This is a genomic window from Streptomyces sp. NPDC055966 (assembly GCF_042269865.1).
Classification (GTDB): domain Bacteria; phylum Actinomycetota; class Actinomycetes; order Streptomycetales; family Streptomycetaceae; genus Streptomyces.
The window spans coordinates 15,018-27,561 of record NZ_JBHJYK010000033.1 but is presented as its reverse complement, the minus strand read 5'-3'; the positions used below and the strand labels follow the sequence as shown (position 1 = coordinate 27,561).

Annotated in this window: 14 protein-coding genes and 2 pseudogenes; 8 read left to right on the top strand and 8 right to left on the bottom strand. The window is 70.1% G+C overall.

What is annotated here, in order from left to right; translation table 11 throughout:
• Positions 1–51 precede the first annotated feature (51 nt).
• On the bottom strand, positions 52–654 hold the full coding sequence (locus ACFC8N_RS43790) for a TetR/AcrR family transcriptional regulator (protein WP_362821898.1): 603 nt from the start codon (positions 652–654) through the stop codon (positions 52–54).
• Between the two features lie 107 nt (positions 655–761).
• On the opposite strand from ACFC8N_RS43790, the gene ACFC8N_RS43785 reads away from it, so the two are divergent.
• The gene (locus tag ACFC8N_RS43785; RefSeq protein WP_376295280.1) at positions 762–1,697 is read left to right on the top strand and encodes an alpha/beta fold hydrolase; all 936 of its coding nucleotides are present in this window, start codon (positions 762–764) and stop codon (positions 1,695–1,697) included.
• A 21-nt stretch (positions 1,698–1,718) separates the two neighbouring features.
• Here the strand turns inward: ACFC8N_RS43785 and ACFC8N_RS43780 are convergent.
• Both ACFC8N_RS43780 and ACFC8N_RS43775 read right to left on the bottom strand, forming a co-directional pair.
• Positions 1,719–2,139, bottom strand: a pseudogene (locus ACFC8N_RS43780) (hypothetical protein); the annotation flags it as partial.
• A 211-nt stretch (positions 2,140–2,350) separates the two neighbouring features.
• Positions 2,351–2,674, bottom strand: coding sequence for a hypothetical protein (locus ACFC8N_RS43775; RefSeq protein ID WP_376295279.1), 324 nt, complete (start codon positions 2,672–2,674; stop codon positions 2,351–2,353).
• Between the two features lie 296 nt (positions 2,675–2,970).
• Between ACFC8N_RS43775 and ACFC8N_RS43770 the strand changes: the two genes are divergently transcribed.
• The 4 genes from ACFC8N_RS43770 (at position 2,971) to ACFC8N_RS43755 (ending at position 6,243) form a co-directional block, all read left to right on the top strand.
• Positions 2,971–3,198, top strand: a complete 228-nt coding sequence (locus tag ACFC8N_RS43770; protein WP_376295278.1) for a hypothetical protein — start codon at positions 2,971–2,973, stop codon at positions 3,196–3,198.
• A gap of 159 nt (positions 3,199–3,357) precedes the next feature.
• Complete coding sequence (locus ACFC8N_RS43765; protein ID WP_376295276.1) at positions 3,358–4,719, top strand: protein kinase; 1,362 nt, start codon at positions 3,358–3,360, stop codon at positions 4,717–4,719.
• Positions 4,716–5,123 carry a hypothetical protein gene (locus ACFC8N_RS43760; RefSeq protein WP_356034958.1) on the top strand — a complete coding sequence of 136 codons (408 nt, stop codon included), beginning with the start codon at positions 4,716–4,718 and terminating at the stop codon, positions 5,121–5,123. The genes ACFC8N_RS43765 and ACFC8N_RS43760 overlap by 4 nt, the downstream gene beginning before the upstream one ends.
• Complete coding sequence (locus tag ACFC8N_RS43755) at positions 5,107–6,243, top strand: caspase family protein (RefSeq protein WP_356034960.1); 1,137 nt, start codon at positions 5,107–5,109, stop codon at positions 6,241–6,243. The genes ACFC8N_RS43760 and ACFC8N_RS43755 overlap by 17 nt, the downstream gene beginning before the upstream one ends.
• Before the next feature lie 103 nt (positions 6,244–6,346).
• On the opposite strand, the gene ACFC8N_RS43750 is transcribed toward ACFC8N_RS43755, so the two are convergent.
• Together ACFC8N_RS43750 and ACFC8N_RS43745 are read right to left on the bottom strand one after the other, a co-directional pair.
• Positions 6,347–6,784 (bottom strand): GNAT family N-acetyltransferase, encoded by a 438-nt coding sequence (locus ACFC8N_RS43750; protein ID WP_356034963.1) that lies wholly within the window; start codon positions 6,782–6,784, stop codon positions 6,347–6,349.
• 399 nt (positions 6,785–7,183) lie between these two features.
• A complete protein-coding gene (locus tag ACFC8N_RS43745) occupies positions 7,184–7,972 on the bottom strand; it encodes an amidohydrolase family protein (protein WP_376295275.1) in 789 nt (262 codons plus the stop codon).
• Between the two features lie 99 nt (positions 7,973–8,071).
• Here ACFC8N_RS43745 and ACFC8N_RS43740 point away from each other — a divergent pair, with 99 nt between their 5' ends.
• The 3 genes and pseudogenes from ACFC8N_RS43740 to ACFC8N_RS43730 form a co-directional block, all read left to right on the top strand.
• Positions 8,072–8,527: a MerR family transcriptional regulator gene (locus ACFC8N_RS43740; protein ID WP_376295273.1), complete on the top strand. Its 456-nt coding sequence runs from the start codon at positions 8,072–8,074 to the stop codon at positions 8,525–8,527.
• A gap of 91 nt (positions 8,528–8,618) precedes the next feature.
• Positions 8,619–9,518: an aminoglycoside phosphotransferase family protein gene (locus tag ACFC8N_RS43735; RefSeq protein WP_376295272.1), complete on the top strand. Its 900-nt coding sequence runs from the start codon at positions 8,619–8,621 to the stop codon at positions 9,516–9,518.
• Between the two features lie 425 nt (positions 9,519–9,943).
• Positions 9,944–10,099 (top strand): annotated as a pseudogene (locus ACFC8N_RS43730) (transposase); the annotation flags it as partial.
• Between the two features lie 588 nt (positions 10,100–10,687).
• Here ACFC8N_RS43730 and ACFC8N_RS43725 read toward each other — a convergent pair.
• From ACFC8N_RS43725 to ACFC8N_RS43715, 3 genes are all read right to left on the bottom strand, one after another.
• Positions 10,688–11,476, bottom strand: a complete 789-nt coding sequence (locus ACFC8N_RS43725; RefSeq protein WP_376295271.1) for a class I SAM-dependent methyltransferase — start codon at positions 11,474–11,476, stop codon at positions 10,688–10,690.
• Positions 11,477–11,681: 205 nt separating this feature from the next.
• Positions 11,682–12,239 (bottom strand): transposase, encoded by a 558-nt coding sequence (locus ACFC8N_RS43720; RefSeq protein ID WP_376295337.1) that lies wholly within the window; start codon positions 12,237–12,239, stop codon positions 11,682–11,684.
• A complete protein-coding gene (locus ACFC8N_RS43715; RefSeq protein ID WP_376295270.1) occupies positions 12,236–12,523 on the bottom strand; it encodes a winged helix-turn-helix domain-containing protein in 288 nt (95 codons plus the stop codon). Before ACFC8N_RS43715 ends, ACFC8N_RS43720 begins: the two co-directional genes overlap by 4 nt.
• Between the last annotated feature and the right edge of the window lie 21 nt (positions 12,524–12,544).

Sequence of the window (12,544 nt, the reverse complement as noted above, 5' to 3'; positions counted from 1 at the left end):
GCGAGGATTCCTCGCGGGTGTCCTGGCCCCCGGGGCGGCGGCGTCCGTGCGTCAGGGCCGGAAGATCCGGTCCAGGTGGTAGCGGAGGACGGCCGCGGCGGACTCGGCGTCGCGCTGACCCACCAGGACGCTGGTGCCGAGCCCCGCGGACATGGCCAGCAAGCCGACCGCTTCGGCATGGGTGTCCAGGCCGGCCCGGAGCAGTCCGGCGTCCGCCGCCTGCTGCAGCAGCCCGGTGAGGGTGATCTCGGCGGTGTCGGGATCCTTGATGAAGGGCTGGGCCGCGAGGGCCTCGTCGGTGACCGACAGCACGGCGTACGAGGTGTAGAGGTGATGGAACAGGCGGCTCTCCTCGTCGACCGGTAGGGCCGCCGTCAGCAGCGCCTCGATCACCGCCCGTGGCCCGGGGTTGTCACCGGCGGCGTGGACCCGGGCGGTGACCCGTTCCCCGAACCTGTCGGCCAGATGCCTCAGTCCGAAGAGGAGCAGCTTCTCCTTGGACTCGAAGTAGTACTGCACCAGCCGCAGTGAGACGCCCGCCTCGGCCGCCACGTCCCGCATACCCACAGCGTGCAGCCCTTGTCGTCCGGCGGCCCGGACGAGGCCCTGCGCGATCTCGGTGCGCCGCTCTGCGTGATCCACGCGCTTGGGCATGGTCCGACTCTCCGCTCCTCGGATCGTGTCTCCGTTTTTTGATGATACAGCCGTACCACGTTTGTGGTACGTTCGTATCACAAAGACCGACTGCCCAGGAGGTGGCCGTGCCCGAGCCCACAACAGCCCGTTCCCAGCCCGACGTCGGCCGCTTCGTCGGCGACGCCTGGCGTGCGCGCTACTTCGCGGCCTGCGACGCGGTCTACGCGCTGGGCGCGCCCGCGTCCTGGGAGGGGGACGTGGAGACCTCCTTCGGGACCACGCACGTCTACCGCTACGACCCCGAGGACCCGGCCGCCCGCGAGCGCACCCCCCTCGTCCTCGTCCACGGAGCCGGCTCCTGCTCCGCCATGTGGTACCCGAACACTCCCGCCCTCAGCGCCGAACGGCCCGTCTACGCCATCGACACCCCGGGCGACCCGGGCCGCAGCGTGCACCGCGCGCCCATCCACGAGCCGGAGCGCGCCGCGCAGTGGCTGGACGAGACACTCGCCGGCCTCGGGCTCGACCGTGTGCACCTGCTCGGCTCGTCGTACGGCGGCTGGCTCGTCCTGAACCAGGCGTACCGCGCGCCGGAACGCCTCGCTTCGGTCACGCTGCTCGACCCCGGGGGCCTGGAGAAGGTGGGACTGCGCTTCTTCGTGTGGATCTTCGCCAGTCTGTTCGCCACCTTCGCCCCCAAGGCGCTGCGGCCACGGCTCGCGTCCTGGCTGGAACAACCCGTCCTCGTCGTCCCGGAACTGCGCACCATGATCCGCACCGGCGTCCGCGCCTACCGCATCCGCCGGCCCGTGCCGCAACCCCTCACCGACGCCGAACTGGGGGCCGTCCGCACGCCGTTGTATCTGCTGCTCGGCAGGCGCAGCCTCCTGGTGCACCCCGATCGGCAGGTCGAACGCGTGCCCCGGCTGATTCCCGGCGCAACGGCCGAGATCATCTCCCGGACCGGCCATGGCCCGCAGATCGACCACGCGGAGCTGACCAACCGGAAGATGCTCGACTTCATGAACGCCGCCGAACTCGGCCTGCCGACATCGCGCTGAGGACCGTCCCGCGGGGCACGCGCGAAGCCAAAGTCGGAACGCAGCTCCAGTCACGGTGCCGTGAAAGACGTAGGCCCGCTTGTCAAAGCCCGCTCGACCTCGTGCCTGCGGGCGTAGCGTGAATGGCCGAAGCTGGTGGGTCGACCTCCTCGGCCGCCGCGGTTCTGGCGGTGGGTCCGCTGGTCACGGCGCTCGGGAATGGTGTGTTTGATCTCCCGGCGCCGCAGGGAACGGCGGTTGCGGCGGGAGCTGTACGCTTTGCCGCCACTCACATGGTCGTGGTGCCTGCTTGCGTGCACCGGCAGCGTGCTGGTGGGCGCGGCACACGGTGGAGTCCACACTCGCCATGGACCAGTCGATGCGGACCTCCGCGTCCAACGTTCTTCGGCAAGTGAGGCCCCAGACGGGCCCATTCCTCGTTCGACAGATCACCCCGCCCCAACGCTGACCGGAACGATCGCAATGCGAGGCAGTCACGTGGACCCACCGGCCAGGCCCCAGGAGCCGAGCGGCGATGGGGGCGTCCTTGCCAAGCGGTCCGAGTCGGTGGGGCCGCATCATGCGCAGCCCCACTGACTCAGGCAGGTGAATGGCTCGTCAGCGTGCTGTCGTGTTGGTGCCGGTGGCCCAGAGGACGCCGCCCTTGCCCGGTCCTACCAGACCACCTGGCCTGCGCCCTTGCCGGTGTTCAGGCGGGCCACGAGGTTGCCGTCGGTCTGCATGGTCAGCGTCATCACGGCACTGCTCAGGCTGTGTCCCGAGGGCAGTTGCTGGCCGGGGTAGATGAAGGCGCCCGCGGCCGGTGCGGGGGTGGAGGCGGGGATGTGCGGGTCGACGAGGTGGACGTTCTTGCCGCTGTCCAGGTAGGCGATGGTGCCCTGGTACTTGTCGATGGTCCAGGTCACCCTGCGGTCGTCGGTGACGGGACCGGCGGGAAGGTCGGCCAGGTCGGTGGTGGTGGCGGTGTCGGTGTGCACGTCGGTGAGGGTCAGTTTGCCCGTCGCCGTGTCGTGCTCGACGACGAATCCGTCGCCGAGCTGGGCGGGACCGGAGGCGGGGACGGGGACGTCCTTGCCGTGGCCAGGTCGGGCCGGACGGGCCGGAGGACCAGTACACCCAGTGCTGGGCGGCGGCCTGCAGCTCGCTGGGGACGCAGGGGGGCGTCGGTCGGGACGGTCTGCACGGTGCGCCGGGTGGTGAGGTCGAAGTCCGGCCGGACGACGAAGACGCCCTCCGGCTGCCGGCCCCGCCTGATGCGGGGCAGTGGGTGAGGATGCGCCTCTACTGTCATGCCGATGACCACGAGCCCGGCATCGGGGACCGCGGCGAGCGCCACCTGATCCAGCTGTGGCCGGCTCCAGCCGCTGGCCAACTCCACCCTCCCCTGAGCGAGCAGGACCGGCAGGCGCGTACCGAGTACGCCACCGCCATGGCCCGCCAGGAGGAGCACGACGGGATCCAGTACACCGTCCGGCTCACGGGCGACGACTTGGGTGGTTGATCCGCGGCCGCACACGGCGCCTGGTGATGTCGGACGGATCCGGGCCCCGCCCGGATGACCATCAGGGGCGGGAAGTGGGTATGTGACGTGCACTGGGTGACACCGGTCCGCAGCGGGCCGTAACGTACGGGTTCAGCGGCGGGGAGACGGGGGAGCGGCATGGGCGGGCGGGAGCGGGTCGGCTCAGGTGGCCCGGAACTGCCGGATGGCCGGACGATCATTGCCGGTCGCTACCGGCCCCTCAGGCTGCTCGGGCGCGGGGGTATGGGCGTTGTCTACGAGGCGGACGACACGCAGCTCGACCGTCGGGTCGCGGTGAAGGTGCTGACGGCGGTCGAGGGGCTCGGCGAGGACAACGAGGCCTGGGACCGCTTCGTGCGGGAAGCACGCGCGCTGGCCAGGATCGACCACCCCGGAGTCGTGACGCTGTACGACAGCCTGGTGCAGACCGGGACCGGGACGCCGTGCCTCGTGATGCAGCTGCTCGACGGGATGAGCCTGGCGGACCTGATGTCGGCGGCGCGACGTCTGCCCCCGCCCGCAGTGTGTGCGGTGGCCCTCGGCATCGTCGAAGCCCTGACGGCCGCACACGAGGCCGGTGTGCTCCACCGTGACCTCAAGCCCTCCAACGTCGGCATCACGCGGGACGGACGGGTCGTCCTGCAGGACTTCGGGTTGGCGCGGCTGGCCGGTGAGGCAGCGATCACCAGGACCGGAGTCGTCGTGGGCACCCCGCAGTTCATGGCTCCTGAGGCCATCAGCGGGGCCGGTCCGGGGCCGGCGGCGGACTGGTACGGCCTCGGCGCCTGCATGTACCTGATGCTCACCGGGGAGATGCCGTTCGGTGGGGCCGCGGAAGTCGGCGCCATCGTGGAACGGGCACTGGGCGACGGCGTCCCCCGGCTCAGCGGGCGCCCCGAGGCCGGCCCGGCATGGCTGACGAGCCTGATCGACGATCTGTGCGCGAAGGATCCCGCCTTGCGTCCGCACGACCCCAAGGCGATGCGCAGCATCCTGGAAGCCGGAGTGGAAGGCGGCACTGACGTACTTGTCGCCCTGCTCAACCGCAATGTCCGCGAGGGCGCCGTGCGGGCTGCCCTCGCCGTTCCCGCCAGCGCTGAGGAACTGCCCGAGTACGACTGGGAGCAGGCCGACACCACCCCGCGGGCGCGGGAAGCCGGACCGGATCCCTTCCACCCCGCGACCCTCAGCGACGCCACCCGCCGTATCGTCCTCGCCAGCATGACCCCGCGAAGCGCGCTGTCCCGCCAGCGCGAGGCCGCCAACCTGGTGCTGCGCGGCCAGGTGCGGGAGGCGGCGGAAATGCTGTCGGTGGTCGTGCCGGTGTGCTTGTCGTCACTCGGCCCGGAGCATCCGACCACCCTCACCAGCCAGTACTGGCAGGCCCTGTGCCTGGCCAAGCTCGGCGCCGGGGCGGAGGCGCTGGAACTGCTCTCCCGGGTGAACAAGCGTGTCGCCGGGCGAACCATCAAGGATGAGAGAGACGGACAGAGGCGATGACTGACCTGGTCGCGGGGATCGAGGCGGCCGACGGGGCCGAGGACGACCTGCGTTCCCTGCTGCGCTGGCTCCACGAGGACGAGGCTCTCGACGTGCGCGGCCGGGTCGGCGGTGCGCCGCCCCCGTCGGGTGCCATGGGCACCGGCTTCGACCTGCTCCAGCTCGCTGTCGGCAGCGGACTGTCCACCGCCTCGCTTGTCGTCTCTGTCCTGCAGTGGCAGACCTCCCGGCACCGCGCCCCGGCGGTCACCCTGCGCCGCGGCGAGGTGGAGGTGGTTCTCACCCCTGAGGCGGCGCGCGACGCGGAGACCCTGCGCGCCCTTGCCGACCTGCTCGACGCACAGCCCACCACGCTGCCGGCACCGCGGACCGAGGAGACCGGAGGCGATGGAGGCACTCCCTGACCCGGCGTGCTCGCGGGCCGTCCTCATCGGCACCGCTTCCTACCGGCACCTGCCCCAGCTGCCCGCGGTCGAGGCCGGTGTGGTGGACCTCGCCTCGGAGCTGTGTGACGCCACCGTGTGGGGGCTGCCCGTACAGCACTGCACGGTCGTCACCGACCCGTTGAGCCCCCAGACGATCCTGGACCCGGTGTACCAGGCGGGCGATGCGGCCACCGACACCCTGATCGTGTACTTCGCAGGCCACGGCATGCGCGACACCGAATCCGCCGACCTCTACCTCGCCCTCGGGGACACCCGCGAACATCTGGGTTACACCGCCGTCGCCTACCAGCATCTGCGCGCCGCCCTGCGCGCCGCCCGCGCCCGGCGCAAGATCGTCGTCCTCGACTGCTGCTTCAGCGGACGCGCCGCCCGCGCCCTGGCCGGCGACGGAGACGTCCTCGCCGCACAGGCCGCCGTGGACGGTGCCTACGTCCTCACCGCCTCACCCCGCGACCGTCTTGCGCTCGCGCCCGACGGCGAGCGCTACACCGCCTTCACCGGAGAACTGCTGGACGTCCTGCGGCAAGGAGTCCAGGACGGTCCCGAGCTGATCGACCTGGACACGCTCTACCGGGTCCTCGAAGAGCGCCTGCGCGCCAAGAACCGCCCACTGCCTCAACGTTCCCAGGAAAACGGTGTGGGACGGCTCCCGCTGGCCCGCAACAAGGCACACGCCGGCCGCCACACACCCGCCGGCCCCGTGCTGGCCTCCGACGTGCACGCAGCCGTGATCGCCACCGGCCTCGCGCTCGCCCGCCTCCTGCGCACCGACGGCAACGCCCGCGACGCGCTGGCCGTTCTCCGGATCGCCCTTCAGGAGCAGATCGGCGGGGCACGCGGTGACCTGCTCGCCGTACAGCTGGAACTGTCCGAGCTCCTTGCCGAGACCGGTCAGGTCAAGGAGGCCATCGAAGTACTGGAACTCGCCTTCCAGCAGGTACACAAGGCGTACGGTCCTGAAGCGGTCCTGGTGTGCAGACGGCTGGCCGACCTGCTTCAGGAGTCCGGTAACCATCTGCAGGCGTGCGAAGTGCTCAAACACGCCCTGGACATCGCCGAACGAGACAGCCCGGTGTGACCGCGACAGCGAGGCACCCGCGCTCCGTCCTCGCGAACGTCCGGGGCATCAGCGCCGTTACGGCGATGCGTGACGCGGAACGGGCTGGCACTGACTACCTCGCCTACGCGTCGATCGCGAAGCGGTGGACGGTGGACTGCCTGGCCTGGAAGCCGAGACGCTCGTACAGGCGGTTCGCTGCCGCACGATCCGGCCGGGAGGTGAGATCAACCGTCCGGGCACCCGCTTCCCGGGCGAGCCGCAGGGCTTCCTGGGTGAGAAGAGCCGCGACTCCCTGACCACGTGCCGTGCTGTCGACGACCACGTCTTCGACGCGGGCCCGCAAGCCGGACGGCAAGGGCAACAGCACCAGCGTCAGGGTGCCGACGACCGAGTCGGGAGTGCGGGCGACGAGCACGGTGTTGGCATCACAGGTCACCATCCGGTCGAGCGCTTCGTGGTCGAGGGGCTTGGCGGTCGAGGACAACTGCGGAAGCAACCTGCCGAAAGCATCGACGAGTTCCTGACTCGCCGCCCGGATGATCTCTACGCGGATGTCCATGCCGGGAGCCTATCCGTCGGCCGACACTGCACAGTCACTCCAGCAGGACGCGTCGCTGCCGACCATTCACCCCCTCCCGCCGCATCCGCCAGGCCATCGACGGCTGACCACCCGCTCGTATCGGCAGGCACTGGCACCCGGCCACCGAAGCGGCGGCGGCACCACGCGGCGTCCGCCTGCCTGACCGGCCGTGTGAGACGGGCTGAGCGTCGGCTGTCGATGGTGGCGGGGAGTGGGTCGGCATGGTGGCCGACAGGGGAAAGCCGCGGCCGAGCACGGCCCGCGTCGCGTGCTCCTGCTCCGCCTCACCGGCCCGGCCCTGCCCTGACCGGCCCACGCTCAGCCTGCCGGCCGGAGGGCTCCGTCGGCCCGAGTCGCACCTCGCGGGCCGGTCCTGCGTCAGCCGAGGCCGACCAGTTCGGCGATCGTCCCGCCGAGGACCCGGTCGCGTACCTCGCCCGGACTGGTGACTCGTTCGACCAGGGCCCGGGCGAGAACCGGGTCGCCGTACGGCGCGTCCGAGCCGAACAGGGTCCGGTCCGGGATCTCCTTGATGGCCAGCCGGACCGCGAAGACGACGCTGGCCGTGGACAGCTCCAGGTACATGTTCGGGGTGTCCTGCACCAGTTCGATGGCCTGTATCCAGTGATGCCCTCCCAACTGGCTGACCACCAGCGGAACGTCGCGGTAGCGGTGGGCCAGCGCGGCCAGCGTCGCCAGGTCCTCCGCGGTGGTCGGCGCGGATCCGTGCACCACCACGGGCAGTCGCCCCTGGTCGGCCGCCGCCCGGAGCACCGGTTCGATCAGCCCTGCCCGTCCCGGCGGCGGCGTCAGCTCCCCGATCCCGCGCAGTCCGCGCCCGACCACCTCCTGCTCCACGATCGCGGCCGTCTCCTGCGGCCCCGGACCCAGCGGCACCGACAGGAAGCCGATGAACCGCTCCGGCCGTGCGGCCAGCGCGGCGTCCAGCTCCCGCCACGCCGGCCGGTACGCCTCGACCGTGCCGGCCCGACCTCCGAGCGCCTTCTCCAGGACGGCCATCTCCCGGCGCAGTGCGGCCAGGTCGCCCGCCCGCTCCGGGTGCGGCCGGGTGGCGAACAGGACGGCACGGTCGACCCCGGCCTCGTCCAGCAGCCCCACATGTGCCTCGGCCGGGTCGTGGACATGGCTGTGCGCGTCGATGATCACTGGTTCGTTCCCTCCGTCTCGACCGGTCCGGAATGCGGCCGGTCAGGGCACTGTTGCTCCCTGACACCGTTGGAAGGTCAAGTCGAAGGGGGCGGATCGGTGCTGATCGGGGAGCTGTCGCGTCGGACCGGAGTCAGCGAGCGGCTACTGCGCTACTACGAGCGGACGGAACTCATCCACGCCGAGCGCCGCGCCAACGGCTACCGCGAGTACGACGAGCAGGCCGTGGAGACGGTGCGCCGCGTCCGCGCCCTGCTCGCCGTCGGCCTGCCCACCCGCATCATCCGCCAGGTCCTGCCCTGCACCCACGACACGGCAACGCTGCGCCCCTGTCCCGGCGTCCTCACCAGCCTTCGCGACCAGTTGGACATCCTCGACCAGCGCGCCGCCGACCTGGAGACCGCCCGCCGCCTGCTGCGCCAGACGATTGCCGTCACCGAGAACGCCGAGAACATCGAGAAGGCGGCCGATCAGGCTCCGGCTCCGGGCACCCGGACACCTTCACCACGTCGAACCCTCAACTCGCCGGCCGAGGACCCGGTCACACCCGTGTGACCGGGTCCTCGCCCTCGCGGGCGTGTTGCGAAAGTGGTGCCGCGGGAAAGCGTTTGACGCTCGCCGGTGTCCGGCGGTCGGATGGCGTGCCATGAACACAGGGCAGATGCATCCGGGCATGCACGCCATCGACGCAGACCTTGTACGGCGGCTGGTCGCCGGGCAGTTCCCGCAGTGGGCGGGGCTGGCGGTCGAGCGGTTTCCGTCCGGCGGGACGGTCAACGCCATGTACCGGCTGGGCGATGACATGGTCGTACGGCTGCCGCTCGTGGCGGGCGGGGCCAACGACGTGTCGATGGAGCGGACGTGGCTGCCCCGGCTCGCGCCTCACCTGCCTGTGACCATTCCTGAGGCACTCGGGGAGGGGGAGCCAGCGGAGGGGTACCCGTGGTCGTGGTCGGTGTACCGGTGGCTGGCGGGGGAGAATCCCGAGGCGGGAGCCCTGAGCGAGCCGGTGCTGCTGGCCGAGGATCTGGCCGGGTTCGTGACGGCGATGCGCAGTATCACCCTGCCGGGTGCGCCGCAGGCCCACCGCGGGGGACCGGTCGCCTCGCTCGACGCGGAGACCCGGGCGGCGATCGAGGAGCTGCGCGGGATCCCGCAGGAGGGCGTCGACTGTGATGCTGCCACCGCCGTGTGGGAGGAGGCGCTGCGGGCTCCCGGCTGGGAAGGGCCGCCGGTGTGGCTGCACGCCGATCTCATGCCGGGCAATCTGCTGGTGGACGGCGGCAGGCTGACCTCGGTCATCGACTTCGGGTGCCTGGGGACGGGCGATCCGGCCTGCGATCTGTTCCCAGCGTGGAATCTGCTGCCGGCCAAGGCGAGGGAAGTCTTCCGCGAGGCGCTGAGCGTGGACAACGCGACCTGGATCCGCGGCCGGGGACGGACACTCTCGCAGGCACTGATCGCGCTGCCGTACTACCGGACGACGAACCCGGCGATGGCGCACAACGCCCGGCACGTGATCCGGACGGTGCTGCAAGAGGGCTGAGGCCAGAGCGTGTTGGGACTGCGCTGATCACAGCACAGCCTCTTGCTTTCACCAGGGCAGGCGGCAACGGGTGTACCACGGGCCATGGCCCCTGGGCCTGGAGGTGCGCGCGTCGGACAGCGTCGCTGCGACGGTAAGCGCCCGTCGGAGGCGTGGTCCTCTGGTGGAGGACCGAGACGGGGGAACGGCGCCCGTCGAGCTTCTGCAGTCGGCTCGTCCGTGGCGGACGTTCCGCTGGTACATACTCCAGCCGCAGATCGCGATGCATGGGGAGTTCGCGCAAGGAACTGTCGACCACGAGGGGGAGGCCGGGGCGGCGTGGCTCGCCGAGTTGCCTGGGACCGTGGAGGAGTTGCCGCCTGCACTGCCGCGTCAGATGGTGGATGCCGCCGTGGCGAGCGTGCGGGAGCTGGGCCGGGACCAGAAGCTCCCGGTACCTGCGCGCCGAGTACACCGGCCGCATCGACCGCATGGAGTTGGGCTCCGTGTACTGGTCCCGCTCCTGCTTCGCCGGAGCGTGCGGCGGCGCACCGCTCAGCATCGTCCGTCAGTACATCGAGGGTCAGATGCGGCCCGCTTGACCGTCGCCGAAGACGCGCAGTGAACTCCGGTGCTGCGCGCCTGCGGCCCGAAGATGCGTTTCCCTCCCCCCAGCTGAAGCTGGGGATACCCACGCAAGATCAGGGATGGCCTGCGGCATGCCGCTGTTGGCGTAATGGGCGGGCTGGGCTGTTCGGCCCGTCATGCTTTGCGTGTTGATCACGGTCACGTCAGCGACCGATCGAGGGTGGCGGAAACGCTCACGGGCGCCCTGCGTCTCTGCCAGACAGCTTGGCTGCTGAAGGAGAACGATCATGCTGTTGCGTCATGCAATTGTCCTGCCGCTTGTCGCCCTGTCGATGGCGGTCATCGCCCCGTGCGGAGCGGCGGCAGCGGAGGCCCGGGATCCGGCAGTTGAGTCTGCTGCCATTCCCTCAGCCGGTCCGGACGGCAGCCCCTTGAATCCGGTGTTCGGGCTGCTCGGGAGCGCACCAATCGTCGGGGTGCTCCTCCGAGGACCGCACGGAGGATGACGCGCGGATCAGCGGCATGTACGAGGGCTCGCCAAATGAAGATCCACCATCCTGAATGGTCTGATCACGGCCGTCTCGGCCGGCGCCGCGGCTGGGTCAGCCTGGCTTTACCGCCAACGTCGCAAAATAGTTCGACATGTATTGGGCGGATGCGTTGGATTGGTGCGGTGCTTCTGCGAAGCGGGTGAGGACGAACCCCGCGGCGAGTTGCCCGCCGATCTGGTCGGTGAGGGTGTGACTGTATTCAAGAGGGGCCGCGCCGAACTTCGTGGCGCGTTCCTCGGCGGAGTACTGCGTCACATCGCTGTAGGGCAGCTTGTGCACGACGATCAGCTCGCCGCGCTCGTCGAGGGCCTCGTGGTCGAACAAGTACACATCAGGGTTGAGGAAGCCAACGAGCAGAGTTCCGCCCGGTCGCAGGACGCGGAAGCACTCACGCCACACCGGCGCCAAGTCGGGTACAAATACGTTCGAGACCGGGTGGAACACAACGTCGAATGCTGCGTTGCCGAAGGCGCTGAGGTCGCGCATGTCACCCAGGACGGTGCGCAGCTCAAGTCCGTCGCGCGCCGCCACCATCTGGTCCTGGCCGAGCTGGCGGGGCGAGTTGTCGAACACGGTGACCCGCGCCCCTGCGGCGGCGAGGATCGGACCCTGCTGGCCACCGCCGGAGGCCAGGCACAGCACGTCCTTGCCGGTCAGGTCCGTCGGCAGCCAGGAGCGGTCGACTGGCTCACGCCCGATGAGAACAATCGACCAGTCACCCATGCGGGCGCGCTCGACATCCTCAGTACTCACCGGCCTCGTCCACTCGTTGCCCTCCTGGACGTATCTGTCCCAGGCTGCCCGATTATGGACACCGGGGTCGACGACAATGTCCTTCACGTTTAACTCCCTGCTGCAGCCGAGCGGACACCAGCGGTACTGACAGTTCGATGCCGATAGCCAACACGATCACGGGTGCGAGCTCAACGAATGAGCGGGCGTCAAAGGTGCCCACGGGCTCGCCGGGTGGTCGCGCAGCGGGTGCGTAAGCGCTGGATCGTGACGAGGCACCCTCGGTGGCGGTTGGGATTGTGTGACGAACTACTCAGGTTGAACTCACGATGTCCGGTGGTCTGATCGTGTCCATGATCAGGCCGGTGGGCGGCAGGCATCCGTCGGTCAGGTGGGGCCGGTACTGGATCTTCTTCAGCTTCCGCTTGATCACGCGGGTCAGGTGCGCGAGATCGGCAGCGGCGAAGTCGGCCAGGTGCCGCTTGAGGAGCGACCAGACGCCCTCGGCCGGGTTCAACTCCGGCGCGTAGGAGGGCATCTGGAAGATCCGCAGCCAGTCCTTGTGCTCCTCGGCGTAGTCCGCCAGATCCTTCACCAGGTGTACGTGCAAGTTGTCCCAGCACCACACCACGGGTGTGCCCAACTGCAGGTGGGGCATGACGATCAGATCGCGGTACTGGCGCCAGGAGAATACCTTCGGTTCACCCCGGCGCCCGTGCCAGATGTGCAGCGCGTAGAAGAACCGGGAGCGGTGCCCGGCGCGGTAGCAGACCACCCCGGCGATATTGACCCGACCCTGGTTACGGCCACGCACCCGAACCACGGGCCGACTCCCGCGGGGCGTCCAGGTATATCCCTTCGGCGGCCTCAGCCCCTGACCTGCCTCGTCCTCGAAGCAGACGTGGGCGCCCAGGTCCGCCGCTGTCCTTTTACCTGGGGCCGCACCTCGGCTTTCCACACCTCGATGGCCTCCTCGGCGCGTTCGATCGCCCGCCGCAGCGGGACCTGCGCGGACCAACCGTGCCGGCGCAGCAGCTTCCACACACCCCGGACCGTGTAGCCGACGTGGAACATCCGCCCGATCAGCAGCTTGATCCGCTTGAGAGTCCACCCCTGGAACCCATCGTCCCAGCCATGCGCCAGCGGACCGCGCATCAACTCCCGCTCGCACCGGCA

Excerpts from the sequence above, each read along its gene's own strand:
- ACFC8N_RS43790 (WP_362821898.1), bottom strand. The coding sequence starts at position 654 with ATGCCCAAGCGCGTGGATCACGCAGAGCGGCGCACCGAGATCGCGCAG.
- ACFC8N_RS43770 (WP_376295278.1), top strand. The coding sequence starts at position 2,971 with ATGCGCCTCTACTGTCATGCCGATGACCACGAGCCCGGCATCGGGGAC.
- ACFC8N_RS43765 (WP_376295276.1), top strand. The coding sequence starts at position 3,358 with ATGGGCGGGCGGGAGCGGGTCGGCTCAGGTGGCCCGGAACTGCCGGAT.
- ACFC8N_RS43760 (WP_356034958.1), top strand. The coding sequence starts at position 4,716 with ATGACTGACCTGGTCGCGGGGATCGAGGCGGCCGACGGGGCCGAGGAC.
- ACFC8N_RS43755 (WP_356034960.1), top strand. The coding sequence starts at position 5,107 with ATGGAGGCACTCCCTGACCCGGCGTGCTCGCGGGCCGTCCTCATCGGC.
- ACFC8N_RS43750 (WP_356034963.1), bottom strand. The coding sequence starts at position 6,784 with ATGGACATCCGCGTAGAGATCATCCGGGCGGCGAGTCAGGAACTCGTC.
- ACFC8N_RS43735 (WP_376295272.1), top strand. The coding sequence starts at position 8,619 with ATGAACACAGGGCAGATGCATCCGGGCATGCACGCCATCGACGCAGAC.
- ACFC8N_RS43715 (WP_376295270.1), bottom strand. The coding sequence starts at position 12,523 with ATGCGCGGTCCGCTGGCGCATGGCTGGGACGATGGGTTCCAGGGGTGG.